This is a genomic window from Bradyrhizobium manausense (genome assembly GCF_018130615.1).
In the GTDB taxonomy this organism is placed as follows: domain Bacteria; phylum Pseudomonadota; class Alphaproteobacteria; order Rhizobiales; family Xanthobacteraceae; genus Bradyrhizobium; species Bradyrhizobium manausense_A.
In genome coordinates this window covers 21460-48092 of sequence record NZ_JAFCKB010000017.1, presented here as the reverse complement: position 1 = coordinate 48092, position 26633 = coordinate 21460, and the positions used below count along the sequence as shown (strand labels likewise).

Annotated in this window: 29 protein-coding genes and 1 riboswitch; of the genes, 19 read left to right on the top strand and 10 right to left on the bottom strand. The window is 64.5% G+C overall.

Going from position 1 to position 26633, the window contains the following annotated elements:
* Nucleotides 1-50: 50 nt before the first annotated feature.
* Complete coding sequence (locus tag JQ587_RS26675) at nucleotides 51-1247, bottom strand: MHYT domain-containing protein (protein WP_212427368.1); 1197 nt, start codon at nucleotides 1245-1247, stop codon at nucleotides 51-53.
* Between the two features lie 146 nt (nucleotides 1248-1393).
* Nucleotides 1394-1963: a 6,7-dimethyl-8-ribityllumazine synthase gene (locus JQ587_RS26670; protein ID WP_212427297.1), complete on the bottom strand. Its 570-nt coding sequence runs from the start codon at nucleotides 1961-1963 to the stop codon at nucleotides 1394-1396.
* A gap of 74 nt (nucleotides 1964-2037) precedes the next feature.
* Nucleotides 2038-2198, bottom strand: a riboswitch (FMN riboswitch).
* A gap of 401 nt (nucleotides 2199-2599) precedes the next feature.
* On the opposite strand from JQ587_RS26670, the gene JQ587_RS26665 reads away from it, so the two are divergent.
* The gene (locus JQ587_RS26665) at nucleotides 2600-3100 is read left to right on the top strand and encodes a type III secretion system chaperone family protein (RefSeq protein WP_212297066.1); all 501 of its coding nucleotides are present in this window, start codon (nucleotides 2600-2602) and stop codon (nucleotides 3098-3100) included.
* A gap of 179 nt (nucleotides 3101-3279) precedes the next feature.
* The gene (gene proC / locus JQ587_RS26660) at nucleotides 3280-4104 is read left to right on the top strand and encodes a pyrroline-5-carboxylate reductase (protein ID WP_212427296.1); all 825 of its coding nucleotides are present in this window, start codon (nucleotides 3280-3282) and stop codon (nucleotides 4102-4104) included.
* A 3-nt stretch (nucleotides 4105-4107) separates the two neighbouring features.
* On the opposite strand, the gene JQ587_RS26655 is transcribed toward proC, so the two are convergent.
* The 4 genes from JQ587_RS26655 to JQ587_RS26640 form a co-directional block, all read right to left on the bottom strand.
* The gene (locus JQ587_RS26655; RefSeq protein ID WP_212427295.1) at nucleotides 4108-4500 is read right to left on the bottom strand and encodes a thioesterase family protein; all 393 of its coding nucleotides are present in this window, start codon (nucleotides 4498-4500) and stop codon (nucleotides 4108-4110) included.
* Nucleotides 4501-4633: 133 nt separating this feature from the next.
* Nucleotides 4634-4837, bottom strand: coding sequence for a tautomerase family protein (locus tag JQ587_RS26650; protein ID WP_008144861.1), 204 nt, complete (start codon nucleotides 4835-4837; stop codon nucleotides 4634-4636).
* Nucleotides 4838-4958: 121 nt separating this feature from the next.
* Nucleotides 4959-6479: a histidine--tRNA ligase gene (hisS, locus tag JQ587_RS26645; protein ID WP_212297069.1), complete on the bottom strand. Its 1521-nt coding sequence runs from the start codon at nucleotides 6477-6479 to the stop codon at nucleotides 4959-4961.
* Between the two features lie 233 nt (nucleotides 6480-6712).
* Entirely contained in the window at nucleotides 6713-7795 is a 1083-nt protein-coding gene (locus tag JQ587_RS26640; RefSeq protein ID WP_212297070.1) for a branched-chain amino acid aminotransferase, read from the bottom strand.
* Between the two features lie 339 nt (nucleotides 7796-8134).
* Between JQ587_RS26640 and JQ587_RS26635 the strand changes: the two genes are divergently transcribed.
* Genes JQ587_RS26635 through JQ587_RS26625 form a run of 3 tightly spaced genes read left to right on the top strand, consistent with a single transcriptional unit; the run spans nucleotide 8135 to nucleotide 10810 of the window.
* Nucleotides 8135-8677, top strand: coding sequence for a MarR family winged helix-turn-helix transcriptional regulator (locus JQ587_RS26635; protein WP_212297072.1), 543 nt, complete (start codon nucleotides 8135-8137; stop codon nucleotides 8675-8677).
* Entirely contained in the window at nucleotides 8674-9405 is a 732-nt protein-coding gene (locus JQ587_RS26630; protein ID WP_212297073.1) for a response regulator, read from the top strand. Before JQ587_RS26635 ends, JQ587_RS26630 begins: the two co-directional genes overlap by 4 nt.
* 19 nt (nucleotides 9406-9424) lie before the next feature.
* On the top strand, nucleotides 9425-10810 hold the full coding sequence (locus tag JQ587_RS26625) for an ATP-binding protein (RefSeq protein WP_212427294.1): 1386 nt from the start codon (nucleotides 9425-9427) through the stop codon (nucleotides 10808-10810).
* Nucleotides 10811-10989: 179 nt separating this feature from the next.
* On the opposite strand, the gene JQ587_RS26620 is transcribed toward JQ587_RS26625, so the two are convergent.
* Together JQ587_RS26620 and JQ587_RS26615 are read right to left on the bottom strand one after the other, a co-directional pair.
* The gene (locus JQ587_RS26620) at nucleotides 10990-11520 is read right to left on the bottom strand and encodes a DUF3617 domain-containing protein (protein ID WP_212427293.1); all 531 of its coding nucleotides are present in this window, start codon (nucleotides 11518-11520) and stop codon (nucleotides 10990-10992) included.
* A gap of 55 nt (nucleotides 11521-11575) precedes the next feature.
* A complete protein-coding gene (locus tag JQ587_RS26615) occupies nucleotides 11576-11881 on the bottom strand; it encodes a hypothetical protein (RefSeq protein WP_200513004.1) in 306 nt (101 codons plus the stop codon).
* A gap of 182 nt (nucleotides 11882-12063) precedes the next feature.
* Between JQ587_RS26615 and JQ587_RS26610 the strand changes: the two genes are divergently transcribed.
* The 4 genes from JQ587_RS26610 (at nucleotide 12064) to JQ587_RS26595 (ending at nucleotide 14848) form a co-directional block, all read left to right on the top strand.
* A complete protein-coding gene (locus JQ587_RS26610; RefSeq protein WP_212297077.1) occupies nucleotides 12064-12528 on the top strand; it encodes a hypothetical protein in 465 nt (154 codons plus the stop codon).
* Between the two features lie 133 nt (nucleotides 12529-12661).
* The gene (locus tag JQ587_RS26605; protein ID WP_212427292.1) at nucleotides 12662-13363 is read left to right on the top strand and encodes a ribonuclease T2 family protein; all 702 of its coding nucleotides are present in this window, start codon (nucleotides 12662-12664) and stop codon (nucleotides 13361-13363) included.
* A gap of 158 nt (nucleotides 13364-13521) precedes the next feature.
* Nucleotides 13522-14382, top strand: a complete 861-nt coding sequence (locus JQ587_RS26600) for a 23S rRNA (adenine(2030)-N(6))-methyltransferase RlmJ (protein WP_212427291.1) — start codon at nucleotides 13522-13524, stop codon at nucleotides 14380-14382.
* A gap of 250 nt (nucleotides 14383-14632) precedes the next feature.
* Complete coding sequence (locus JQ587_RS26595; protein ID WP_008544396.1) at nucleotides 14633-14848, top strand: cold-shock protein; 216 nt, start codon at nucleotides 14633-14635, stop codon at nucleotides 14846-14848.
* Between the two features lie 86 nt (nucleotides 14849-14934).
* Here JQ587_RS26595 and JQ587_RS26590 read toward each other — a convergent pair whose 3' ends face one another.
* Nucleotides 14935-15558 carry an outer membrane protein gene (locus JQ587_RS26590; protein WP_212297080.1) on the bottom strand — a complete coding sequence of 208 codons (624 nt, stop codon included), beginning with the start codon at nucleotides 15556-15558 and terminating at the stop codon, nucleotides 14935-14937.
* 254 nt (nucleotides 15559-15812) lie between these two features.
* Here JQ587_RS26590 and uvrC point away from each other — a divergent pair, with 254 nt between their 5' ends.
* The 9 genes from uvrC (at nucleotide 15813) to JQ587_RS26545 (ending at nucleotide 24759) form a co-directional block, all read left to right on the top strand.
* Nucleotides 15813-17888, top strand: a complete 2076-nt coding sequence (uvrC, locus tag JQ587_RS26585) for an excinuclease ABC subunit UvrC (protein WP_212427290.1) — start codon at nucleotides 15813-15815, stop codon at nucleotides 17886-17888.
* 94 nt (nucleotides 17889-17982) lie between these two features.
* Entirely contained in the window at nucleotides 17983-18600 is a 618-nt protein-coding gene (gene pgsA, locus JQ587_RS26580) for a CDP-diacylglycerol--glycerol-3-phosphate 3-phosphatidyltransferase (protein WP_148751106.1), read from the top strand.
* Nucleotides 18597-18848, top strand: coding sequence for a molybdopterin converting factor subunit 1 (gene moaD, locus JQ587_RS26575; RefSeq protein WP_212427289.1), 252 nt, complete (start codon nucleotides 18597-18599; stop codon nucleotides 18846-18848). The genes pgsA and moaD overlap by 4 nt, the downstream gene beginning before the upstream one ends.
* A gap of 180 nt (nucleotides 18849-19028) precedes the next feature.
* The gene (locus JQ587_RS26570) at nucleotides 19029-19496 is read left to right on the top strand and encodes a molybdenum cofactor biosynthesis protein MoaE (protein ID WP_212427288.1); all 468 of its coding nucleotides are present in this window, start codon (nucleotides 19029-19031) and stop codon (nucleotides 19494-19496) included.
* Nucleotides 19496-20455, top strand: a complete 960-nt coding sequence (prmB, locus tag JQ587_RS26565) for a 50S ribosomal protein L3 N(5)-glutamine methyltransferase (RefSeq protein ID WP_212427287.1) — start codon at nucleotides 19496-19498, stop codon at nucleotides 20453-20455. The genes JQ587_RS26570 and prmB overlap by 1 nt, the downstream gene beginning before the upstream one ends.
* A gap of 80 nt (nucleotides 20456-20535) precedes the next feature.
* Nucleotides 20536-21117, top strand: coding sequence for a phage holin family protein (locus JQ587_RS26560; RefSeq protein WP_212427286.1), 582 nt, complete (start codon nucleotides 20536-20538; stop codon nucleotides 21115-21117).
* A gap of 1 nt (nucleotide 21118) precedes the next feature.
* Nucleotides 21119-22249 (top strand): YihY/virulence factor BrkB family protein, encoded by a 1131-nt coding sequence (locus JQ587_RS26555; RefSeq protein WP_212427285.1) that lies wholly within the window; start codon nucleotides 21119-21121, stop codon nucleotides 22247-22249.
* A gap of 152 nt (nucleotides 22250-22401) precedes the next feature.
* Complete coding sequence (locus JQ587_RS26550) at nucleotides 22402-23889, top strand: EAL domain-containing protein (RefSeq protein WP_212427284.1); 1488 nt, start codon at nucleotides 22402-22404, stop codon at nucleotides 23887-23889.
* Nucleotides 23890-23904: 15 nt separating this feature from the next.
* Entirely contained in the window at nucleotides 23905-24759 is an 855-nt protein-coding gene (locus JQ587_RS26545; protein ID WP_212297088.1) for a TIGR01459 family HAD-type hydrolase, read from the top strand.
* Nucleotides 24760-24853: 94 nt separating this feature from the next.
* Here JQ587_RS26545 and JQ587_RS26540 read toward each other — a convergent pair whose 3' ends face one another.
* Nucleotides 24854-25249 (bottom strand): response regulator, encoded by a 396-nt coding sequence (locus JQ587_RS26540; protein WP_007596883.1) that lies wholly within the window; start codon nucleotides 25247-25249, stop codon nucleotides 24854-24856.
* Between the two features lie 229 nt (nucleotides 25250-25478).
* Here JQ587_RS26540 and JQ587_RS26535 point away from each other — a divergent pair, with 229 nt between their 5' ends.
* On the top strand, nucleotides 25479-26450 hold the full coding sequence (locus JQ587_RS26535) for a bifunctional riboflavin kinase/FAD synthetase (RefSeq protein WP_212297089.1): 972 nt from the start codon (nucleotides 25479-25481) through the stop codon (nucleotides 26448-26450).
* Nucleotides 26451-26633: the final 183 nt, after the last annotated feature.

Sequence of the window (26633 nt, the reverse complement as noted above, 5' to 3'; positions counted from 1 at the left end):
GCGAAGATGTTCAGACCGGGGCGAGGGAGTGAAAGAGCGGAGTTCTGTAACTAAGCCTGCCGCCGGCTCGCCAGCCCCAGCCGGGCCTTCACCTCGGCGATCTTGGCGCGGCTCACCGGCACCCGGTGCGGCGACGGGCCGTCGAGCTCAAGCACAGCGCCGTCGCCCTCTTTCCGGACCAGCGCGACATGGGGGATCGCGACGATGTGGCTGCGGTGCACCCGGAGGAACAGCGAGGGATCGAGCTGCGCCTCGGCCTCCGAGATCGACCACGGACACATCCGCTCGCGGGTGCCGTCGTGGACGCGGGTGTAGTGCGCATCGGCCCGGACGCTGCGGACATTGGCGGTGTCGATGAAATGCGTCCCGTCGGCGCTTTCGACCGGCAATCGGGGGACCGGCGCACGGGGCGGCTGGCCGAGGCCCCCGAGCGGCGCAACCGGGCGCGGCGATATGGCAGGCGCGGCAATCGGTTCAGCCGGCGCGACGGACGGGGCAACCGGATCGGCGGCCACGCTGGCCGGAGCCTGCCGGCGTTGATCCGGGACGAGCGACAGCAAGAATCCGGCGGCAATGACGAAGCACAGCACTGCCACGACGATCGACAGGATTTGTTGCGACGCGGCGAGGCCGCCGCCGGCATGGTGATGCGCCTCGCCCGTCAGTGGCTCGAAATGCATGCCGAGCATCGCGGTGTAATGCATGCCGGAGACGGCCATGCCGAAAACAATCGAACTGACGATCAGCCGAACGCCTTCCTGCTGCGCCAGGAAGGCGCGCAGGCCGCCATAGGCCGTGACGATCGCAACGAGAACCGACAGCAGCACCATCGTCTTGTCATGCGTGATGGCAAAGGACCCGGCGAGCCCGTGGATCCCGACATAATGCATGCTGGCGATACCGACGCCGAGCAGCACGGCCGACGACGCCACCCGCTTCAAACTGGGCTCGCCGATCGAGACAAAGAACAACGAGATGCCGACCACCAGTGCGCAGATCAGGAACGAGATGATGGTGGGCAGCACCAGATAGACGGTGTCGGGCGGCAGCGGCGCGGCCAGCATGCCGACGAAATGCATGGTCCAGATACCGACGGCGAGAAACGCAGCCGCACCCGCGAGCAGCAGCCGGTTACTGACGCCGGGCGTGTTGCGGATGCGAGCCGCAAGCGCAAAGCCGGTATAGCCACCCAGGCTCGCGACCGCCACAGAGAGCGCGACGAGATAGGGATCGTGTCCTTCGAACATGATCTTGCCGACCGCCCGTCTCCACGGCACGGCCTCCTCCCGCCGCCGACTTTATAGGGACGGCGGCGGGATTGACAATCAGCGGCGTGTGAAGAGCTGTTTCATCCGTCATCCTGATCAGGATGAGGAGTGAGAGCCCTACTTCCTCACACAATTCCCGCCGCGACCTGGCCGCGCAGGCGCTCCAGGCCGAGCAATGTCTCTGCACAGGCTGCCGCGACCTCGACGCCCTTGATCGCAAAGTGCCTGCGGAAGAAATCGTAGTGCACCTCGGTCTCGTGGAATTGCTGCGGCGTCAGCACCGCCGAGAACACCGGCACCTCGGTGCGGAGCTGCACGTCCATCAACGCCTTGATCACGGTGTCGGCGACGAACTCGTGGCGATAGATGCCACCGTCAACGACAAGTCCGGCCGCGACGATCGCCGTGTAGCGCCGCGTCTTGGCGAGAACCTGCGCATGCAGCGGGATCTCGAACGAGCCCGGCACCTCGAACACGTCGACATGGGTGAGGTGGCGCGCCTCGGCCTCCTTCATGAAGGCGATGCGGGCCTCCGCGACGACGTCGCGGTGCCAGCTGGCCTGCACGAAGGCCACCCGCTGCGGCTTTGCGAAGCGCGGATGCTCCTTCACCGGATCCTGTGGAACCGGTGGCTGGCTTTGGGGCGTTTCGGCTTTGGAAGTTTGAACTTGGGGATCTTGCAACATCTGATTCATGGCTTTCCTTCAAAGGACCAGAATCAGGGCACACGGAACGACCAACAGCCGCACCTTGCGATGCGTCTGCCACCGACCGTTCTCTTTCATCCGGACTTTAACCGTCGGCTTCGGAGTCGCACCGAATCTGCTGACCCTTTCCCGTCAGGAAAAATCCTTGGGGAAGGCGCTCGCGGGCTTAGGCCTTTCGGCCCTTACCGCCGGTGGGGACTTTCACCCCGCCCTGAGAACATCGGCCGCCCGGGATGAGCGACCTGCCGTAAATATGACGCCGGTCCGGGGTCGCAAGCAAGCGTGTTCCGCAGCAAAAGCCGCATGGACCCATGCCGCCATGGCGATGCAGCCCCGGGCGACGGAATTAACGATTGAACCCGGCGACTCAATCCGATTCCGATTTGTTCTCAAATTAATAATTGTGTCCGAGATGAGCTGTGGACGAACGAGTCCTGGCTTGTGGACGGACTCGGGACCCAGTTGCGCAGATTCCGCAAATCACATCAGTTGATCCGCGACAGGCCGCGCCGGTTCCGGGGAGATCGCGAAAGCAAATCCCGAGATCGACGACGTTAGGGAGCGCGCGCCGGACCCAACCGCGTGCGTATCAAAGACAACAAGAAGGCAAGAGGTCGAGACGGCATGTCCCTGCTCGAAGGCGCTATCGATTCCAGAAGCCATCCGCTCGCGGTGGTCGAGGATATCGCTGCCAGCAACAACTGGCCGTTCGAACGCTCCGGCGAAGACGAACTGACCATTGTCTCGAAGGGACAATGGACGGACTACCAGATCTCCTTCACCTGGATGGGCGAGATCGAGGCGCTGCATCTGGCCTGCGCGTTCGACATGAAGATTCCGGTCGCGCGCCGCGGCGAAGTGCAGCGGCTGGTTGCCGCAATCAACGAGCAGTTGTGGGTCGGCCATTTCGACCTGTGGACCAACACCGGCATGATCATGCATCGTCAGGCGCTGGTGCTGCCGGGCGGCCTCACCGCCTCGACCGCACAATGCGAAGCCATGCTCGCCGGCGCCATCCACGCCTGCGAGCGTTACTTCCCGGCCTTCCAGTTCGTGGTGTGGGCAGGCAAGACTACCGCGCAGGCCATGGACGCCGCGATGTTCGATACGGTGGGCGAGGCGTAGGGTCCGCTGTGTGAGGAGTGCAAAGCTAGTTCCGCATCGTCGTCCTGGCGAAAGCCAGGACCCATACCGCGAGCTCTCTCACTCACCCGCGATGCTTGTTGCTCTGCCCTCCATCCACTAGAACCAGTCGGGGTAATGGGTCCTGGCTTTCGCCAGGACGACGGGATTTGGTGACCACAGTGGCAAGCAGCACTCTCCAAGACATCACCGGCACCATCCTGCTCGCCGGCGCCGGCAAGATGGGCGGTGCGATGTTGACCGGATGGCTTGCGAGTGGGCTCGATCCGCGCCGCCTCGCGGTGGTCGATCCGCATCTCTCGCCCGAGATCACCGCATTGGCCGCCAAGGGCGTCGCGCTCAATCCCGACGTGAAAGCGGCAGGCCCTGTCGAGACGATGGTCGTCGCGGTGAAGCCGCAGATGTTCCGCGAGGCTGGCGGCAGGCTGAAGTCGTTCGTGTCGGAGAAGACGTCCGTGGTCTCGATCATGGCGGGGACCACGATCGCATCGCTCGAGGAGATCTGTGGCGGCGCCGTGGTGCGCGCGATGCCGAACACACCGGCCGCGATCGGCCGCGGCATCACCGTCGCAGTCGCGGCAAAGAACGTGAGTGCCGCGCAGCGCGCGGTGGCCGATGCTTTGCTGCGCGCCACCGGCTCGGTCGAATGGGTGGACGATGAACACCTGATGGACGCGGTCACCGCCGTCTCCGGCTCCGGCCCGGCCTATGTGTTCCTGCTGGCCGAAGAGCTCGCGCGGGCCGGTGTCGAAGCCGGATTGCCCGAAGCGCTGGCGACGAAGCTTGCGCGCGAGACGGTCGCGGGCTCCGGTGAGTTGCTGCACCAGTCGGATCTTCCCTCCAGCACGTTGCGCCAGAACGTCACCTCGCCTGGCGGCACCACGGCGGCGGCGCTCGGCGTGCTGATGGGCGAGCCGGGCTTGCACGACCTGATGGTCCGCGCGATTGCCGCGGCGACGAAGCGGTCGAAGGAATTGGCGAAGTAGCGGCTACGCGCCCAACCGCTTGTTGAACATCGCGACATTCACGAGCCCGCGCGCATGGCGGCCTTCGCCAAGCTTGCGCGTACCCTCGAAGGCCTCGACCTCGAAGCGGATCACGCGGCGCTCGACCGCGATCACCTTCGCGGTGGTCCGCACCATCGCGCCGACGAGCGCTGCGGCGAGATGGCGGATGTCGACCTCGGTGCCGACGGTGACCCAGCCCGGCTGCAGCACTGAGCGGATCGCATCGCCCGACGTCATCTCCATCTCGAGGATCATCATCGGCGTCGCATAGACCATCGGCATGCCGGGCACGAAATGCCCGACCGTGCGCTCGGCCGGTACCACCAGCGTGCGCTCGGCGCTCATGCCGATTTTGATGAAGTCGCGTGCGTCCATGGTTCTTGCTCGTCGTTCCGGGGCGCGCCAAGCGCGAACCCGGAATCCAGAGATTGTCGATCGGGATTCCCCAATGCGCACTCGCGCATTGGGGTTCAGCCCCGTCGGGCTGCCCCGGAATGACGCTAACGCGTCACTTCTTCGCCGCCGCTGCGCGCTCCACGAACGTCTTGCCGCCCTTCATCTTGTGGCGGAGCGGGGCTTCGTTGATCTGGATGACGACGGCATCGGCGTCGACGCCGAGATTCTTCACCAGTGCCTGCGTGATGTCGCGCATCATGCCGGCCTTCTGCTCGTCGGTGCGGCCTTCGGCCATGCTGACGGTGATCTCAGGCATATTATTTCTCCCTGTCGCCTCTCCGTCATGGCCGAGCTTGTCCCGGCCATCCACGGTCATCGGTATCAAACAAGACGTGGATGCCCGGGACAAGCCCGGGCATGGCGGCCTGCCGGAATGGCTATCCCCACTTTACGTCATGGCGCGCCAGCACCTCGCGCACCTTGGCGACGAGATCTGCTTCGCTGCACGAGAACTGCGCCGGCCGCGTCTCGCGCCATTCCTGGTTGGAGGCGATCGCGGCGGCCGCTTTCGCGCCCTCGACGAGATCCTTGATCTGCAGTTCGCCACGCGCCTTTTCATCCGAGCCCTGGATGATCACGCAAGGCGAGTTGCGGCGATCGGCGTATTTGAGCTGGTTACCCATGTTCTTGGGATTGCCGAGATAGAGCTCGGCACGGATGCCGGCGGTGCGCAACGACGCGACCATCTTCTGATAGTCGGCGACGCGGTCGCGATCGAACACGGTGACGACGACGGGGCCGACTTCGGGCCGCGTGTCGAGCTTGCCGAGCAGCGTGAGCGCGGCCTGGAGCCGCGACACGCCGATCGAGAAACCGGTCGCGGGCACCGGCTCGCCGCGAAAGCGCGAGACGAGGCCGTCGTAGCGTCCACCGCCGCCGACCGAACCGAAGCGCACGGGACGGCCCTTCTCGTCCTTGGTGTCCAGCAGCAATTCGACCTCGTAGACGGGACCGGTGTAATATTCGAGGCCGCGCACGACAGACGGGTCGATCTTGATGCGGTCTGCACCGTAACCCGACGCCGCCACCAGCTTGGCAATCTCTTCCAGCTCGCTCACTCCGGCCTGCCCGACTTCGCTCTTGGCGAGGTAGGTCTCGGCGGCAGCAATTGCGTCTTTCCAATTGTCGCGCGGCCTGGTGATGGCGAGGACGACGTCGGCTTCAGCTTCGCTCAGATTAGCGCCCTTCGTGAAGTCGCCCTTGCCTTCCTCGCCGCCGTCCCATCGTCCGGGACCGAGCAATTTGCGCACTTCGTCGGCAGAGAACTTGTCGAGCTTGTCGATCGCGCGCAGGACGGTCAGCCGGCGCCCTGCGTTCTCCTCACCCGCGAGCCCGATGGCTTCCAGAACGCCGTCGAGCACTTTGCGATTGTTCACCTTCACGACGTATTGGCCGCGCGCAACGCCCAGCGCTTCCATCGTGTCAGCGGCCATCATGCAGATCTCGGCATCCGCAGCCGGCGTCGCCGAGCCGACTGTATCGGCATCGAATTGCATGAACTGGCGGAAGCGGCCGGGGCCGGGTTTCTCGTTGCGGAAGACGTAGCCGACGCGATAGCTGCGATAGGGCAGCACCAGACCATCGGTGCCGTAGCGCTCGCCGACATAGCGCGCGAGCGGCGCGGTCAGGTCGTAGCGCAGCGAAATCCATTGCTCGTCGTCGTCCTGGAACGAGAACACGCCCTCGTTCGGGCGGTCCTGATCGGGCAGGAACTTGCCGAGCGCGTCGGTGTATTCCATCGCCGGCGTCTCCACCGGCTCGAACCCGTAGAGCTCGTAGACGGCGCGGATCTTCTCGACCATCTCGCGCGTCGCCCGGATCGCGGAGGGGTCGCGATCCTCGAGCCCGCGCGGCAGGCGCGCCTTCAGTTTCTGGGGTTTTTTGGCCTTGTCTTTCATGGGACGTTGCTATCAACCGATGAACAGTGCCGCAACCCGGATGGTGCACCTCTCCCCTTGTGGGAGAGGTGGCTTCGCGGCACGCGATGCCGGGTGAGGGGTTCTCTCCGCGGCACGCAACTCTAATTCGTAGGCGCGGATAGAACCCCTCATCCGGCGCTTCGCGCCACCTTCTCCCACAGGAGGAGAAGGGAAGAAAGCGCCTCTTCCCGAAACGACGGGAAGATGAGCACTTACAGCACCTTGCGGATCCAGTTGTGCGGATCGTTGGTGCGGCCGTACTGGATATCGACGAGCTGCTTGCGCAGACCCATGGCGACGGGACCGGCGGCGCCGCCGCTGATCTCGAAATCGCCGCTCACCGAGCGCACCTTGCCGATCGGCGAGATCACGGCGGCGGTGCCGCAGGCGAACGCTTCTTTCAGCCTGCCGGAGCCTGCATCCTTGCGCCACTGGTCCAGCGAATACGGCTCCTCGCGCACGGTCTTTCCGGCGTCGCGGGCGAGCGCGATGATGGAGTCGCGGGTGATGCCGGGCAGGATGGTGCCGAGCGGCGGCGTCGACAGCGAGCCGTCGTCGAACACGAAGAACACGTTCATGCCGCCGAGCTCCTCGATGTAGCGGCGCTCGACCGCATCGAGGAAGACGACCTGATCGCAGCCATGCTGGATCGCTTCGGCCTGCGCGCGCAGGCTCGCCGCGTAATTGCCACCGCATTTGACGGCGCCGGTGCCGCCGACGGCGGCGCGCGTGTAATTCTCCGACACCCAGATCGAAACCGGGGCGGGTCCGCCCTTGAAATAGGAGCCGACCGGCGAAGCGATCACCGCGAAGATGTATTCGGCGGACGGCTTCACGCCGAGGAAGGTCTCGCTCGCGATCATGAAGGGGCGCAGGTAAAGGCTGCCCTCGCCGCCCGGCATCCAGGCGCGATCGATGCGCACGACCTGCTCGACCGCCTCGATGAAGACGTCCTCGGGCAGTTGCGCCATCGCCATGCGGTCGGCGGAGTCCCTGAAACGGCGCGCATTGGCGTCGGGGCGGAACAGATTCACGCCGCCGTCGTCGCGCTTGTAGGCCTTGAGGCCTTCGAAAATTTCCTGGGCGTAGTGCAGGACGGCGCCGGCCGGATCGAGCTGGAAGTTGGCGCGCGCCTCGATCTTCGCCTCGTACCAGCCGCCCTTGGCCTGGTTGTAGCGGACGATCGCCATGTGATCGGTGAAGACGCGTCCGAAGCCGGGATCCACCAGCTTGGCGACGCGGTCCTTTTCGGGTGTCGGATTGGTTGCGGGCTGGATGTCGAATTTCATGCTCATGTCCTTGCCTCCCGCTGCCGGTGGCGGCGCTGTTCTGGCGCCCGCCTGCCCGTTTTCGGGCTCGGCTGGCTTGATGTGGTTTCTGGCCGGACCACCGCCAGCCTTGTTACGGCCGGTTTCCGTGGCCAGCATGTCTTCCGAGGACATGCTTTTGCGGAAGGCGGAAGTCCAGTATGTTTTGCCGAAATGCCGCTCGACAATCGCACGGTAGATCTGATCCGGCCGTTGCCGCCTGTCCGGCTCACTCCGGCCGCTCCTGGAAATGCCACCCGACGCGAAGCGATCTAAAATTTCGTGCGGGCTGATCGTTTTGTAACATTGAAACCAAGATACGTCAATATGCCTGACATAAATTTCGCGACTTCCTCTCAAGACGCTGCCGAGCCACGGCCGGCGGCAGGCGATGGAGGCAATTTGCGCTGGGATATCATCGAGCTGCTGTTCTTCGCCTACCGCGATTTCGTCGGCGATCCCGACCAGGAGCTGGAGGCGTTCGGCTTCGGCCGGGCTCACCACCGGGTCATGCATTTCGTCTATCGCTATCCCGGGCTGAAGGTCGCGGACCTGCTCGACGTCCTGCGCATCACCAAGCAGTCGCTCGGCCGCGTGCTCAAGCAGCTGCTGGACGAGGGCTATATCGTGCAGAAGACCGGCGACAATGACCGCCGCCAGCGCCTGCTCTACGCGACGCCGAAGGGCGAAGCGCTGGTGCAAAAGCTCGCCGGCCTCCAAACCACGCGTATCACCAAGGCGCTCGCCGAGATGGCGCCGCAGGATGCCGAGACGGTCAAGCGCTTCCTGCGCGCAATGATCGACCGCGACGATCCGGACAAGGTGCTGGAGACGATCTTCGCCACCGTCCATCAAGACTCAAAGGAGTGACCGTGCCGCTCGCTGCCACGCTCGCCCGCCCGCCGGTGCAACCGGCTGACGACGCCCCGCATCTCTTGCTGGTCGACGATGATCGCCGCATCCGCGATCTCTTGTCGCGCTTTCTCGCGGCCGAAGGCTATCGCGTCACCACCGCCGCCAGCGCCGGCGATGCCCGCGCGAAATTACTTGGCTTGCATTTCGATTTGCTGATCCTCGACGTCATGATGCCCGGCGAGACCGGCTTCGATCTCGCCCGGTTCATCCGCACATCCTCCTCGGTGCCGATCGTGATGCTGACGGCGCGCCACGAGGCCGAGGCCCGCATCGAGGGCCTTCAGATCGGTGCCGACGATTACGTCGCAAAGCCGTTCGAGCCGCGCGAGCTGGCGCTGCGCATCAACAACATCCTCAAGCGCGCCGCGCCGCCGATCCAGGCCCCGGCGGTGGAGAAGATCGCATTCGGTCCCTACGTCTACCATCTCGATCGCGGCGAGCTCCGCCAGGGCGAGGAGGTCATCCACCTTACCGACCGCGAGCGCGAGATGCTGCGGATTCTCTCGGAGTCGCCGGGCGAGACCGTGCCGCGCAGCGCACTGACCGGCAATGGCAGCGTCAACGAGCGCGCCGTCGACGTGCAGATCAACCGCCTGCGACGCAAGATCGAGACCGATCCCGCCAATCCGCTATTCCTGCAGGCGGTGCGCGGCATCGGCTACCGGCTCGTGGCCTCGCCGTAAGAACAGTGAAGCGCGACCGATGAGCACGATCGATACCGGCTTGACGCTTTTGAAGAGCGCCGCCGGGCGCGTCTCTGCCGTCAATGGCTGGATGGGCAATGCGTTCAAGGGCTGGATGCCGACCGGCCTCTATGCCCGCGCGCTGCTGATCATGATCGTGCCGATGGTGATCCTGCAGACCGTGGTCGCCTTCGTGTTCATGGAGCGGCACTGGAACACGGTGACGCGGCGGCTGTCGCAAGCAGTGGCGCAGGACGTCGGCAGTCTCGTTGATGTCTACAAGGGATATCCGCAGGACAAGGATCGCACGGAACTACGCCGCATCGCCGTACGCATGCAGTTCGTGGTCGATTTCCTTCCTCCCGGCGACATGCCGCCGCCCGGACCAAAGCCGTTCTTCTCGCTGCTCGACCAGACGCTCTCAGTACAATTGAGACGACAGCTCAATCGTCCGTTCTGGATCGACACTGTCGGCAATTCCAATCAGGTCGAGATCCGCGTTCAGGTCGACGATGCCGTGATGCGCATTTTCGCGCCGCGCAGTGCCGCCTACGCTTCGAATTCGGAGATCTTCCTGTTCTGGATGGTCGGCACGTCCTCGATCCTGCTGATCGTGTCGGTGCTGTTCCTACGCAACCAGATCAAGCCGATCCTGCGGCTTGCGGATGCCGCCGAAAGTTTCGGCAAGGGCCGCGAGGCGCCGAACTTCCGCCCCCGCGGCGCGCGCGAGGTGCGGCGCGCGGCGGGCGCCTTCCTCGAGATGAAGTCGCGCATCGAGCGCACCATGGAGCAGCGCACGGCGATGCTCGCCGGCGTCAGCCACGATCTGCGCACCATCCTGACCCGCTTCAAGCTCGAGTTGGCGCTGATCGGCGACAGCCCCGAGCTCGAGGGGATGCGCAAGGACGTCGACGAGATGTCGATGATGCTGGAGGATTACCTCGCCTTTGCCCGCGGCGATTCCGGCGAGCAATCGCAGCCGACCGACATGGCGCAGGCGCTCGAGGAACTGCGCAACGACGCCGAGCGCCACGGCCACACCGCGACGGTGACCTTCAGCGGCCTGCCTGTGGTGACGGTGAAGCCGGCCTCGTTCAAGCGCTGCCTCGCCAACCTCGTCACCAACGCCGCGCGCTACGGCAAGGCCATCGCCATCTCCGGCCAGCGCGATCACCGCTATCTGACCGTGACGGTCGACGACGACGGTCCCGGCATTCCCGCGCATTTGCGCGAAGAGGTGTTCAAGCCGTTCCTGCGGCTGGACAACGCCCGCAACCAGGATGAAGGCGGCACGGGCTTGGGGCTCGCCATCGCCCGCGACATCGCCCGCTCGCATGGCGGCGACATCACGCTCGGCGACAGCCCGATGGGCGGACTGAGGGCGAGCGTGCGGATTCCGGTCTAGCTTTCCTTACCTCGCCCCGCTCGCGGGGAGAGATCGAATTCGGGTGACGGGGTACAGGTCTCGCGACAATCTCATGCGCGGAGAGATGCCCCTCACCCCAGCCCTTTCAGCGCGAGCGAAGCTCGCGGCCCGTAAGAACGGGGCGAGGGGGCGCACCGATTTCCCCGCAACGACGGCGCCTACTTCGGCAGCAGCGCCTTCAGCTTGTCGACGTCGCGCACGTTCATCTTGAAGCCGCCGGGCATCACGATATCGCCGGGCTTCTGCTCCGGCTTGCAGGCGCCGAGCCATTTCGCTTCCAGCGTCATGGTGGTGTCGCGCCCCGCGGCGCCGGCGACGCCGCCTTGCGCATGCGAGGTGGTCTTCACCGTGTAGGCCGAATTGAAGTCGCCGGTGATCTCGGCATGCGAGGTGGTGGACATGCCGGCGACGTTGCACTCGGAATCGCTGACATAGCCGGTCGCCGTCTTCTTGACGTCCTGCTTGGAGCAGACTTGCTTGGCCATCGGCGAGACGTTGTTGTTCATCTCCTTGTCGACGGCCTCGTCAGTGCAATGCTGCATGGTCATTTCCGGCATCGCCGAGCCGGTCCTGACCATCTTCAATTCCCAGAGACCAGCCTTACGCACCGGCAGATCGTCAGCGACGGCATATCCCGTCGACAACGCGAGGCAAACGGCCGATCCGAGCAAAGCAAGCTTGCGCGTCATAGGAGAGACTCCCCGCTGAGATGTCGTGGCCTTGATCTTGGCGTTCCGAAACGCCTCAGTAGAGCGTGCGGATCGGCCGGTCGGCCGCACCGTAGGGCACCCAGCGGCAGGCAAACGAAATGTAGCCGCCCTCATAGGCCTGCACCGCGAGGAATTTCACCACCTTGCCGTAGCGCGCGCAGTGATCGACCGCGACCTGGCGCGCATCGGTCTGTGTTGCCATGGAATAGGCGATGATGCCGCCGGTGTCGTTGCCCTTGAAAGGCGGCACCGGCAGGATGTCGGCGCGCGCTGATTGGCTCGCCATCATCCCCGAGACAACCAGGCTGGCAAGAAGGCCCGCGGCCGCAATGATTCGCATTCCCGTCACTCCGATTGGTTGGCATCAGTTTACGGTGCCGGCGCGGCGGTGAAAAGAACGGAAGACCGGCTGACTGCGACGTTGTGATCAACTCCTGGCCAAGTGTTGCCGCGCTGCACTTGACCTCCCCCGCCCTTCGCGGCACCGTCCGAACCTCGCAGATCATTCTGTCTGGATTGCCCATGCGCGCCTCGACCTCCCTGAAATCGCTCGGTTTTGCCGCCGGTCTCGGCCTCATGTTCGGGGCGCTGTCGCTCGGTGAGGCCAGGGCCGCCAATCCGCTCGAGATGAACTTCTGGCTGAGCGGGCCGCGCTATGACGGCAGGGTCGCCGATTGCGACAAGGCGCTGCCGACGATCGCCTACCAGTTCGGCGAGAAGGAAAGCTCGTTCTGGAATTCGCCGTTGAAGATCACGGGCTTCGCGGCCGTTCGCGAGACCGCCTTCCGGCCCTGGGCGTCCGACAATATTCCGCGCCGTTACTGCACCGGCGAGGCCATGCTCAATGACGGCAAGGTGCGCAAGGTGCACTTCTCGATCATCGAGGATGGCGGCTTCGCGGGTTACGATCAGGGCGTGGAATGGTGCGTGGTCGGTCTCGACCGCAACTGGGCCTACAATCCGGCCTGCCGCGCCGCCAAGCCTTGATCTGACAAGCCTTGATCTGAAGAGCCCCGATTCGGATCGATCAAGCGGTCAACCGGCATCGCCCGAATTTTGTTCTTGAAATGTTCTTATTGCCTGCTAGGCTCTTTGCACAGTCTAGTTGAGAGGCGTTGCCATGTTTCATTTTAGATTGCATTCGTTCGCCCGTCTCGTGATCTCGCTGACTCTTGCCGCAGGTCTGATCTCCCTGGCCGGCGGCGCGAAGGCGCAGGACAAGCGACAGAACGCACCTGGGGAATTCGATTTCTACGTGCTGTCGCTGTCGTGGTCGCCATCCTTCTGCGAGGAAGCGGCCGAGCGCGGTCGTAGCAGCAAGAGCTCGAACATCCAGTGCGAGGGACGGCCCTATTCCTTCGTGGTGCACGGGCTGTGGCCGCAATATGAGAGCGGCTTTCCGGAATATTGCCAGCGGCCGTCGCCGCGGCTGAACCGCAACATCGTCTCCTCGATGCTCGATTTGATGCCGGCGCCGGGGCTGATCTTCAACGAATGGGACAAGCACGGCACCTGTTCCGGGCTCGACGGCCGCAATTACTTCGAAACGATCCGCAAGGCGCGCGCCGCAATCAAGATACCGGCCGAATATCTCGACCTGTCGCAGGCCAAGACCGTGGCGCCGGGTGAGGTGGAAGAAGCCTTCATCAAGGCCAATCCCGGCCTGAGCAACGCGGCCGTCTCGGTCACCTGCAACCGGACACGCCTGTCGGAAGTCCGCATCTGCCTGAGCAAGGACCTGCAATTCCGCGCTTGCGACGAGATCGAACGCCGCGCCTGCCGCCGCGACCAGGTGACGATGCCGCCGATCAGGGGTGGTTAGTACGCCCTCGAGGTCGTCATTCCGGGGCGCGCAAAGTGCGAGCCCGGAATCCATCGCTCGGCATTCTCGGTGGCGAAATGGATTCCAGGTTCGGTGCTAGCGCACCGGCCCGGAATGATGACAGTTACTTTTCATGCGCGATGTCGTAACTCTCCGCCATGAATTATCGCCACGCCTTTCACGCCGGCAACTTCGCCGATGTCATCAAGCACATCGTGCTGGCGCGCATCCTCACTTATTTGCAGGACAAGCCAGCCGCCTTCCGCGTCATCGACACCCATGCCGGCGCCGGCCTCTATGATCTCGATAGCGACGAGGCGCGCCGCAGCGGCGAGTGGCTGACCGGGATCGCGCGGCTGATGCAGGCGCGCCTTTCCAATGAGAGCGTCGCGCTGACCAAGCCCTATCTCGACATCGTCCGCGCCTTCAATCCCAAGGGTGAACTCAAGGCTTATCCGGGCTCGCCGCTGATCGCGCGCGGCTTGATGCGGCCGCAGGACCGGCTCGTGGCCTGCGAGCTCGAGCCGAAGGCGCGCAAGGCACTGATCGACGTGCTGCGGCGCGACGAACAGGCCCGCGTGGTCGATCTCGACGGTTGGATGGCGCTGCCGGCTTTCGTGCCGCCGAAGGAGCGGCGCGGGCTGGTGCTGATCGATCCGCCGTTCGAGGCGAAAGACGAGTTCGAACGACTGGGCGAGGCCTTCTCCACGGCCTTCGCAAAATGGCCGACCGGTATCTATGTAATCTGGTACCCAGCCAAGAGCCGACGCGCCACGGACGCGCTGGCGCAACTTGTGGCGCGGGCCGCAGCTGCAGCAAAACCGCAGGGCAAATGCCTGCGGCTTGAATTCAGCGTCGCGCCGCAAGTCGACGGTGCAGCACTCACCTCGACTGGACTGCTGATCGTCAATCCGCCGTACACGCTGCAAAGCGAGCTCAAGACGATCCTGCCGGAGCTGGAAATGCCGCTCGGCCAGGGTGGTGCTGCCAGATTCCGATTAGAGGTGCCGAGGCCGTAACACTCCGGCATTCTTGGGAAAAATATGCAGGAGCGGTAGTCAATCTGCAGAGAACCGTATTATGCTGTTTCTGTGACTGGCTTTGCGTTCCGCTTCCGCGAATGGTTGCGGCGGAGTGAAGGCCTAATAAAGATCCGGTCGGACCGAATGGTCTGCCCAAGGATGGCCAGCTCCCGGGCTTCGTGATGCCCGGTCATGTCGTGACGTGCGTCTGCGTCGCGACGGAGGAGCAATGAGGGGGAGTTTCCCGATGGCCATGACGGGAACGGTTAAGTTCTTCAACGGCGAGCGCGGCTACGGCTTCATCAAGCCGGATGACGGCGGTCGCGATGTCTTCGTTCACATCACCGCTGTGGAGCGGGCAGGACTGAAGGACCTTGCCGAAGGACAGCGTATCACATTCGAAGTCGAACCGGACAAGAAGGGGAAGGGGCCGAAGGCGGTCAATTTAGTGATCCTTTCGTAGCTGACCTGACCCGACAACCTGCCGCAAAAAAAATCCCGGCCGCAGGCGGCCGGGAGGCTCTAGTCCGGTATTTTCTTATTTGGCTATCAGAAGTGATAGTTCACGCCTGCGCGAACAACGCTGGCGCTATAGCCGTTTGACACGCCTGTAATTGCGAACTGGCTCGACGACAGATCGATGTAGAGATATTCGAGCTTCGCGCTCCAGTTCGGCGCGAAGCCGACTTCGGCGCCGACGCCGGCGGTCCAGCCGGCCGTGGTGTGCGACTCCGTCCAGCCGAATGTCTGCGCACGCAACTCACCGAAGGCGAGGCCGGCGGTGCCGTAAAACAGGACGTTGCTGAAGGCATAGCCGGCGCGGCCGCGCAGCGTGCCGAACCAGGGATTGGAGAACTTCCACGGCGCGAAGGTATCGTCGGCGCCGGCAGCCTGGATGTCGCCCTCGACGCCGAACACCCATGGGCCGTTCTGGAAATTGTAGCCGGCCTGCACGCCACCGACGAAGCCGGAGGGCTTCACAGAGGTGTTGCTCACCGAGCCCCATTCATAGCCGAGATTGGCGCCGAGATACGGGCCGGCCCAGCTATAGGCATTGAGCGGCTGATTGACGGTATAGGGCGCACGCTGGCCGTAATTGAGATCGGCGGCCTCTGCCGAAGCTGTCCAGCCGGCTGCGACCAGCGCAGCCGCGCCCACAACGAACCCCCTCATCGGTACTCTCCAACGCAACTTGCCGTAACCCGGGTGCCATGGCTGCGCCGCCGCGCCAGGCCGGACCGCATGGTTAGGAACCACCACTTTTTCGCGTAAGATTTATCGAGAGTTTTAAGTTAAAGGCCTGTTAAGACCCGTTACCGCGCTGTTAACAGACTTAAGGAAGCGTTACCGGGAACTGCGGGCGCCAGCCTGGGCGCGCAGTACCGCCGGAACTTCAAATCGGTCCCCCCAGCGCCTAAATTCGCTCCATGGTTCACGATTCCCCCGACAATCCGGACGACGCACGCGCGCGCAAATCGCCGCCGGCCGCGACCGCCACGGCCTCGTCCGAGGGGCCGACACCGCCGGACCTCGATCCCGCGGCCGCCGGCGGCGATGACGAGGACGATGCGCGGCTGCCGGATATTCTGGAAGAGAGCGGCGCGATCGGCGAGGAGCCGCTGGCGAGCGGCCATGAGGCGATCGAGCGCGCGGTCCGACTCGCGCCCACCTCACCCGGCGTCTATCGCATGCTCAGCGCGAATGCCGACGTGCTCTATGTCGGCAAGGCCAAGAACGTCAAAAAACGCCTGTCCAACTACGCCCGCCAGAGCGCGCCGCTGCCGGCGCGCATCCTGCGCATGATCGCGGCCACCGTCACCGTGGAGATCGTCTCGACCACGACCGAGACCGAGGCGCTGCTGCTGGAAGCCAACCTGATCAAGCAGCTGCGGCCGCGCTTCAATGTGCAGCTGCGCGACGACAAATCGTTTCCCTACATCCTGATCACCGGCGACCATTGGGCACCGCAGATCCTGAAGCATCGCGGCGCACAGACCAGGCCCGGACGCTATTTCGGCCCGTTCGCCTCCGCCGGCGCCGTCAACCGCACCATCACGGCGCTGCAGCGCGCGTTCCTGATCCGCTCCTGCACGGACTCCTTCTTCGAGAGCCGCACCCGACCCTGCCTGCTCTACCAGATCCGCCGCTGCGCCGGCCCCTGCACCCGCGAGATCGACTTCGGCGGCTATGCAACCCTGGTGCGCGAGGCGGGCGACTTCCTGTCGGGCAAAAGCCAGGCGGTGAAGCAGGAGCTCGCCGGCGAGATGGAGAAGGCCTCCGGCGAGCTCGAATTCGAGCGCGCCGCGCTCTACCGCGACCGCCTCGCAGCGCTGTCGGCCATCCAGTCGCAGCAGGGCATCAATCCGCGCACCGTGGAAGAAGCCGATGTGTTCGCCATCCACCAGGAGGGCGGGTTTTCCTGTGTCGAAGTGTTCTTCTTCCGCACCGGGCAGAACTGGGGCAACCGCGCCTATTTCCCGCGCGCGGAGAAGACCTTTACGCCGGAGGAAGTGCTGGGGTCCTTCCTCGCCCAGTTCTACGACGACAAGCCGCCGCCAAAGACCATCCTACTCTCGCACGAGATCGAGGAGAGCGAGCTGCTCGCCAATGCCCTGTCGATCAAGGCCGGCCACAAGGTCGAGGTCATCGCGCCCAAGCGCGGCGAGAAGAAGGAGCTCGTCACCCACGCGCTGACCAATGCGCGCGAGGCGCTCGGACGCAAGCTCGCGGATACAGCAACCCAGAGCCGGCTGCTCGACGCCATGGCTACGACGCTGAGCCTGCCGCATGCACCGAAGCGCATCGAGGTCTACGACAACAGCCACATCCAGGGCACCAATGCGGTCGGCGCCATGATCGTCGCCGGCCCCGATGGTTTCGTCAAAAACCAGTACCGCAAGTTCAACATCAAGTCGGAAGGGATCACACCGGGCGACGACTTCGCCATGATGCGCGAGGTGCTCGAGCGCCGCTTCAAGCGCCTGATCAATCCGCCCGAAGAGAGTACGGCCAAGGAAAACAACAAAGCCAAGGACGACGATTTCCCGCAATGGCCCGACCTTGTCATCATCGACGGCGGCCGCGGTCAGCTCAATGCCGTCCGGGAGATCTTTGCCAATCTCGGCTTGACCCAGGTGTCGCTGATGTCGGTCGCCAAAGGGCCGGACCGGGATGCCGGCCGCGAGACCCTGTTCATGCCGGAGCGCGAGGCGATCAAGCTGGAGCCGCGCGACCCCGTGCTCTATTTCATCCAGCGCCTGCGCGACGAGGCCCACCGCTTCGTCATCGGCTCGCACCGCAAGCTGCGCAAGAAAGACATCCGCGAGGCCGGTTTGCAGGAGATTCCGGGCATCGGCCCGTCACGCAAACGTGCCTTGCTGCATCATTTCGGAACCCTGAAGGAGATCGAGCGGGCCTCGATCGCCGATCTCGGCAAGGTTCCTGGGGTGAGCGCCGAAAGCGCTCGCAGGATATTCGACTATTTCCATCCCCAGCCGGGGTGAACTAAAGGGGCTGTAGTCATATGGTCGTCGTATCCCGTACGCCATTTGGGACCGGACGGTTGACCTTCAGGCTCGAGCGGTATTGGTAGGACGGATGAACATCGCCACGACACGAGGGACGACCAGCCGCGCGATGTCCCTCCCGAATATCCTGACCTATGGCCGGATCGCCGCGATCCCGGTCGTGGTCGGATGCATCTATGCGCAGTCGATCATGGACTATCCGCTGTGGCTGCGCTGGGTCGCGGTCGCGATCTTCATCGGCGCGGCGGTAACGGACTATCTCGACGGCTATTACGCGCGGATCTGGAATCAGCAATCGGCATTCGGCCGGATGCTCGACCCGATCGCCGACAAGCTGCTGGTCGCCTCGTGCCTGCTGATGCTGGCCGCCGACGGCATCATCCACGGCTGGTCGCTTTGGGCCGCCATCGTGATCCTGTGCCGCGAGATCCTGGTCTCAGGCCTGCGCGAATACCTCGCGGCGCTCCGCGTCAGCGTGCCCGTCACCAAGCTCGCCAAATGGAAGACCACGGTGCAGCTCGTCGCCATCGGCTTCCTGCTTGCAGGTCCCGCCGGCGACGAGGTCGTTCCTATGGTTTCGCTGATCGGCCTCGTCCTGTTGTGGGCCTCGGCAATCCTGACCATGTACACCGGCTACGACTATTTCCGCGCCGGCATCCATCACCTCATCAAGGAGGACGAGGGATGAAGGTGAAGTATTTCGCCTGGGTGCGCGAGCGCGTCGGCAAGGCCGAGGAAATCATCGAGCCGCCCGCGAGCGTGCGCACCGTCGAGGAGCTGATCGCCTGGCTGTCCGGCCAGGGCGAGGCCTATGCCTATGCCTTCGAGAAGCCGAAGGTGATCCGCACCGCGATCGACCACGCCCATGTCAAGGCGGATGCCGCGATCGCGGGCGCCCGCGAGATCGCATTTTTCCCGCCGATGACCGGCGGCTAGTACCTCAATGTTAACATGCAGACCAGCATACGGTGTCGCCTCACCTCTCCCCAACGGGGAGAGGTCGATTTGCGCAGCAAATCGGGTAAGGGGGCACAGGTCTCACGAGAGAGCGAATCTCCTCACCCGCGCCTTCGGCGCGACTTCTCCCTATGGGAGAGGTGTGGGAGCGGCTAGGCCATGACCTGCCCCGTCGCCATCCGTATCCAGGAAGACGATTTCGACATTGCGCGCGAAATCGCGGTCCTGACCAGGAGCCGCACCGATATCGGCGCGGTCGTCAGCTTCTCCGGCATCTGCCGCGCCGATGACGACAGTTCGAAGATCGCGGCGCTTACGCTCGAACATTATCCCGGCATGGCCGAGGAAGAGATCAAGCGGCATGTCGACGAAGCCATGTCGCGCTGGCCGCTCAATGGCGTGACGGTCATCCATCGTGTCGGGCGGTTCATGCCCGGCCAGAACATCGTGCTGGTGCTCACCGCCTCGCAGCACCGCCGGGCGGCGTTCGAGGCGGCCGAGTTCCTGATGGACTATCTCAAGACCAGCGCGCCGTTCTGGAAGAAGGAAGAGAGCGCCGCCGGCGCCGGCTGGGTCGAAGCCCATGCCCGCGACGACGAGGCCGCCGCACGCTGGACCAAATCCTGATGGCAAGAGTTTCGAAAAAGACCACGCGCGGCCCTGCCGCGCCAAAACTTGCGAAGGTCGGCCGCGGCGAGCTCCTCACGCTGATCGATTTCGTCCGCTATGCGGTCAGCCGTTTCGTCGAAGCCAAGCTTGCGTTCGCGCACGGCACGACCGATCCGGTCGCCGAAGCCGTCTTCCTGGTCTGCGAGGCCCTGCATCTGCATCCCGACCAGTTCGAGAGCTTTGCTCACGCTCGCCTCACCGCGGCGGAGGGCAAGACCCTGCTCGATCTCGTCCATCAGCGCGTGACGACGCGCAAACCGACGGCCTATCTCGTCAACAAGATCTACATGCGCGGCCTGCCCTTCTATGTCGACGAGCGCGTCATCGTTCCACGCTCCTTCATCGGCGAGCTCCTGGATTCGCATTTCGGTGGCGACGGCGAGGTGGGCTCGCTGATCGACGATCCCACGGCCGTCGAGCGCGTGCTCGACCTGTGTACGGGATCCGGATGTCTTGCGATCCTCGCCGCGTATCACTTCCCGAATGCCACGGTCGATGCTGTCGACATCTCCAAGGGCGCACTCGAAGTCGCTGCGCGCAACGTCGGGGAACATGGGCTCGATGAGCGGATCACGCTGCATCGCGGCGATTTGTTCACCCCACTCGGCAACAAGAAATACGATCTGATCATCACCAACCCGCCTTACGTCGACGCCGAAGGCATGGCCGCACTGCCGCCGGAGTGCCGGGCCGAGCCGAAGCTTGCTTTCGACGGCGGCGCCGACGGTCTCGACGTGGTTCGCCGCATCCTGCGCGATGCGCCCAACCATCTTACGCCGGATGGTGGCCTGCTCTGCGAGATCGGTCGCGGCCGCGACCTGGTCGACGAAGCCTTTCCGGAACTGCCCCTGCTTTGGCTCGACACCGAGGAGTCCGAGGGCGAGGTGTTCTGGATCGCGGCCGCCGATCTCGGCTGATCAAGCGCGCCTCGGCGGAACAAGTCAAATTCCGCCACGTTCATTCTCCGACGAATCTCTCGCTCTCGGAGGATGTCCGCATGCTCGCGCCATCGGGCGAATTACTGCGCGCCGGCATGGCGCTGAAACTCAACCATCTCAAGCGCGCTGCACAGTCCTATCTGCGCGATCGCACCAACCAGGCCACAGGGCGCGCAACGTCCTACGCGGTCGCGGCGGGACTGTTCGCGGTGGCCGGGCTGTTCCTGATCGCGGCCTTCTTCGTCGGTTTGATCGCCCTCTACCGCTGGGTCGCAATCACCTACGGACAATTCTGGGGCTTTGGTGCCGTCGCAGCCGTGCTGCTTGTCCTGGCCGCAGCCTGCGCCGGGGTGGCGATGGCGCAAATGAAAAGCCGGACCAAGCCGGTCGTGCCGCTCGCCAGCCGCATGCGCGTTGCGATCGCTACGCCGCGGATCCCGCGCGGAACGGTCAAGCAGGCGGTGAAAGAGGTCGCGACGACGATCCCGCTGGTCCCGCTCGCGCCAGGCGAACAGGGGCATCGGGGCGACGCTCTCTCGGCCCGGGCCAGCCGCCCCGTGCAGCTTGGCCTGATGCTCGCCGCGATCGGATTGCTGGGCTTCACCGCGGCGCGCCGGCGGCGGCACGGATTGGACGCCTGACATGCGCATGCGGCAAACCGCGCAGTTCGACAGCTGGCTGCTGGTCGCCGCCACGGCCGTCTTCGTGCTGACCGCGGAACGCTACTTTCAGGACTCCGGCTTCACACGGCCGGGGCCTCCTCGAGAGCACCGCAACAGCGAAGGACATTCGCCGGAGACGAGCCCGGCAGGCGCGGCCATGCAGCCCTGCCACGGCCGCCGCTCCAAGAGCCCGTTCGCGATTCCCTGGGCCGGTTGGAAGGACGTCTTCTGGCGCACCTATCAGCGCATCGACGACGATCGCCTGCTGGCGACCGCCGGCGGCGTCGTATTCTTCGGGCTGCTCGCGATTTTTCCCGCCGTGACGGCACTGGTCTCATCCTATGGACTGTTCGCCGATCCCGCGACCATCAGCGACAATCTGCAGAAGCTGGCGATGATGCTGCCCGAAGGCACGTTCCAGATTGTCCAGGAGCAAGTCGGCCGCGTGGTGTCGAAGGGCAACACGGCACTCGGCGCCACCTTTCTGTTCGGCCTCGTGCTCGCGGTCTGGAGCGCCAATGCCGGGGTCAAATCCATCTTCGACGCGCTCAACGTCGCTTATGAGGAGCGCGAGAAACGCAGCTTCATCAAGCTGAACATGGTGTCCCTGGCCTTCACGGTCGGCGGCATCCTGGCCCTTCTGGTCATGGTCGGCACCGTAGTCGCCTTTCCGCTCGCGCTTGATCATCTCGGCATTGCTCCCGAGAGCAAGCTGATCGTCGCGCTGGCGAGGTGGCCGCTGCTGTTTTTCATCCTGCTGCTGGCGCTCGCCGTCCTCTACCGCTTCGCACCCAGCCGCGATGCACCGCGCTGGCAATGGCTGAGCCTTGGCGCGCTGACCGCCGCCATTCTCTGGATTGCCGGCTCGTCGCTGCTATCCTGGTATCTCTCGTCCTTCGCCAACTACAACGCCACCTACGGATCGCTTGGCGCTGCGATCGGCCTGATGATGTGGATGTGGATGTCGGCGATTGTGATCATGTTCGGCGCCGAGCTGAACTCGGAGATCGAACGGCAGACGCTGCGCGACACTACGACCGGTCCACCCAAGCCGCTCGGCAGCCGCGAGGCCGTCTCGGCCGACACGGTCGGCGCCGCCGCGCCGAACTGACCGCCTGCTCGCCAGTCCGCAGCCGCTATCCCCCCGAATCAACAATGATGTTAAGGTCATGTTGCTTTGGGGGGCATGAGGCGTGACGGGTGCGAAGTGCGGCCCGTGTTTTCCCGGGTGAGGCAGTCAGCTCTTGAGGCATAACGCGCGGCATGATTCGCATTTCGACGATCTTCATCGCCATCTGCATGGTTCTGGTCGCGGCCTCGCTCGGGCTCGTGCTCTACGCGGTCGCCGGCATCAGCGGAACCGAATCCGCGATCGTGGCGCTGACCGCGCTGACCTTCCTGATCCTCTACAACGCGGTCTCGATGCGGCTGCGCGATCGCAGCGACGTCGGCGGCCAGATCGCCGACCTCTCGCGCGGCACCGCCGACCTCGCCCGCCAGGTAGCCGAGTTCGGACGTCGGCTCGCTGCGATGGAAGGCCGCATCGCCTCGTCCAATTCGGCCAATTCCGATCGTGTCCAGTCGGTGATCGGCGAGATCAACGAGCTCGGCGGACTGGTCAGGCAGCTTGCCGCCACGGTGTCGACCCATGAGGATCTGCTGGCGGGCAGCGCGCCGGCGCCGTCTCCCGCGCCGGTCGCCCGGCTGGAGGTGGAAGCGCCAATCGACCTAACTGCGCCCTTCGAGGAGCGACCGGCTTCTCCTCCCCCACTTCCCGCACCGCCGCCGCGGCCGATGCCGCCCGCAGTGCAGACCCAGACTGCCAGCGCCGTTCCGACCGGCAACGGCCGCAACCAGACCCAGATGCTGGCGACGCTGCGCAGCGCCATCGACGAAAACCGCATCGACATCTTCCTTCAGCCGATGGTGACGCTGCCGCAGCGCAAGGTCCGCTTCTACGAGGCCGTGACGCGGGTCCGTGACGAGCGCGACCAGTTGATTGCCGCCGAGGAGTTCATCAGCATCGCCGAAGCCTCGGGGCTGATCGGCCGCATCGACAACATGGTGTTGCTGCGTTGTGTCCAGGTGCTGCGCCGGCTGATGGTGCGCAACAAGGATGTCGGCGTGTTCTGTAACATCGCGGCCTCGACGCTCGGCAATTCCACCACTTTCGCGCAATGTCTCGATTTCCTCGAGGCCAACCGGGCATTGGCGCCCTCGCTGGTGCTCGAGTTCAAGCAGTCGACCTTCCGCGCTCTGGGCCTGGCCGAGACCGAAAATCTCGCAGCGCTTGCGCAGCGCGGCTTCCGCTTCTCGATCGACCATGTCACGGACTTGCGGATCGAGCCGCGCGAGCTCGCCGACCGTGGCGTGCGCTTCATCAAGGTCCCCGCATCACTTCTGCTCGACCCGAAGCAGGCGTCGACCTCCGACATTCACCCCTCCGACCTGTCCGACCTGCTCGGTCGCTTCGGCATCGACCTGATCGCCGAGCGGATCGAGGGTGAGCGCGCGGTGGTTGACCTGCTCGACTATGACGTACGGTTCGGCCAGGGCTTTCTGTTTGCGCCGCCCCGGCCATTGCGGCCCGAAGGGGCATCTGCTACCGGCGGGGCCTCGCCGCATCAGGCGCAGGACATTCAGGGATCCAATGGTTCCGGTATACCCAGCCCAAGCGCAACATCAGGCACGACGCCTGCCACCCCGTCATCACGCCTCACCGGCAACGCAGCGCTCGCGCGCCGCATCTGATCGGCCGCGCGCGCCATGACCACGTTGCATTTCGCAGAAAGCCTGCACGAGCTGGTCGACGGGGTCGATGTCGTGCTCAGCGACATCTGGGGCGTGGTCCACAACGGGCTGGAATCGTTTCCCGAGGCCTGCGAGGCGCTGCACACCTATCGCAGCCGCGGCGGTACGGTGATCCTGATCACCAACGCGCCGCGCCCGGCCGACTCCGTGCAGCGGCAATTGCGCAAGCTCGGTGTCGCCGACGAAACCTACGACGCGATCGTCTCCTCCGGCGATTTGACGCGGCTCTATGTCGCCGAGCATCCCGGCCGCAAGATGTTCTGGCTTGGTCCCGAGCGCGACAACTCGATCTATCGCGGCCTCGATGCGACGACCGCGCCGCTGGAAGAGGCGGACTATATCGTCTGCACCGGCCTCTATGACGACGAGACCGAGACCGCGGAAGATTATCGCGGCATGATGCTGCAGGCGCGCGAGCGCAAGCTGACGCTGGTTTGCGCCAACCCCGACATCGTGGTCGAGCGCGGCGACCGGCTGATCTATTGCGCCGGCGCAATTGCCGAGCTCTACCGCGAGCTTGGCGGCGAGGTGATCTTCTACGGCAAGCCGCACCGGCCGATTTACGAGCGCGCGATGGCGCTCGCCGGCGAGCGCCAGGGCCACCCGATCGACCGGAAAAAGGTGCTCGCGATCGGCGATTCCGTCCGCACCGACCTCACCGGCGCACGCGAATTCGGCATCGATTGCCTGTTCGTCACCCGCGGCATCCATGCCGAGGAATTCGAGGGCCTCGACCAGCTCGATCCCAAGTCGGTGCTGGAATTGTTCGGCCACCCGCCGAAGGCGCTGATGCGCGAACTGAAGTGGTGAGCTGCGTCGTTCCGAAGAAGCCATGCACCAACGCAGAAAGCCCGGGACGAGCGCCCGGGCTTTCGAAATTCAGCTGATGGTTTCGGAGCGCGGCTTACGCGCTCGCCATGTCCGGGAAGACCGCCTCGATCTTGGTCTTCAACGTCGCCGCATTGAACGGCTTGACGATGTAGTTGTTCACGCCGGCCTTCTTGGCCGCGATCACGTTCTCGGTCTTCGATTCGGCCGTGATCATGATGAAGGGCGTGGTGGCGAGGTTGGGATCCGCCCGCACTTCGCGAAGCAGGTCGTAACCCGTCATCGGCTCCATGTTCCAGTCGGAAATCACGAGCCCGTACTTCTTGCCGCGCATCTTGTTCAGCGCTGCCGAACCGTCGCTGGCATCGTCGATATTCTCGAAGCCAAGCTGCTTCAGCAGATTCCTGATGATACGGATCATGGTGCTGTAGTCGTCCACCACCAGAACCGACATCGACAAATCAACCGCCATCTCGACTCCCCCAACGCATACCCAGGAATATTCAAAAACGGACCTGACAGGCCGGAGCCCTCAGTTCCACCTCTCAAGGACTAGCACCAATGCGTTAAACAGCGCGTTAACTGGGGCGGCCCGCGACTGATCGAAATCATGGTCTCTGAGGCCATATCCGCCCGCTTGACTTCATCGGCCGGGTCAAGCCACGGTCCCGGCCGATCCCGCCGGCTCGAGAATTCCCCTGATGGCCCCGCAATTTACCGTTATCCGCGATACCACGCCGGATTCTGCCATCCTGAAGGGCGCGGTGGTCGCCATGGGCAATTTCGACGGGGTCCATCTCGGCCACCGCGCCGTCATAGCCGCAGCGCTGGAAATGGGCCGGACGCATGGCCGCCCTGCGCTGGCGCTGACCTTCGAGCCGCATCCGCGCCGGTTCTTCAGCCCCAACACCCCGCAATTTCGCCTGACGGACGAGCGCGCCAAGCTGCGCCTTCTGGCCGGGACCGGGCTTGCCGGTGCCGTGGTCATGACCTTCGACAAGGCGCGCGCCGGCACCAGCGCGCAAGATTTCATTCACCATGACCTGATCGAGCGCCTCGGCGTCAGCGGGATTGCGGTCGGCTACGACTTCCATTTCGGCAAGGGCCGGGTTGGCTCGCCAAGCCTGCTGGTCAACGAGGCGCCGCGGCTCGGCATCGAGGTCGACGTGCAGCCGCATGTCGACATCGACGAGCGGCCGGTCTCCTCCAGCGCCATCCGGATCGCACTGGCCGAGGGACAACTCGACGAGGCCAGCACCATGCTGGGCGCGCCCTGGTTCATCAGCGGCGAGGTCATCCATGGCGAGAAGCGCGGCCGCGACCTCGGCTACCCCACCGCCAACATCCGGCTCGACGCCAATTGCGGGCTGAAGCATGGCATCTATGCGGTGCGGGTCGGCCTCGGGTCTGAGCGGCTGAACGGGGTGGCGAGCTTCGGCCGCCGCCCGACCTTTGATAATGGCGCACCGCTCCTCGAAATCTTCCTGTTCGACTTCAAGGGCGACCTTTACGGGCAGACGCTGGACTGCGCCTTTGTCGGCTTCATCCGCGAGGAGCTGAAATTCGATGGTATCGACGCCCTGATCCGCCAGATGGACGACGATTCCGCGCGCGCCCGCGCCATGCTGGCCGCCGCCCCGGACGCGTTTCCACGGCTTGGGACCGTCGATTGAGGGCCCGGAGCCGGCCCGGCGGACCTTTGCGCTTCTACCTTTTGCGCTTCCCTTGGCCCCCTGCTATGGAGAGCCCCATGTTTGCGCGGCGCATCATAGGGATTAGCGGCCCGGCTTCCGCCTGAGCCTCAAGGCTCGGCGCAAGACCGGGATTTTGTCGTTTTCACCCCCGCGATTCCGCAT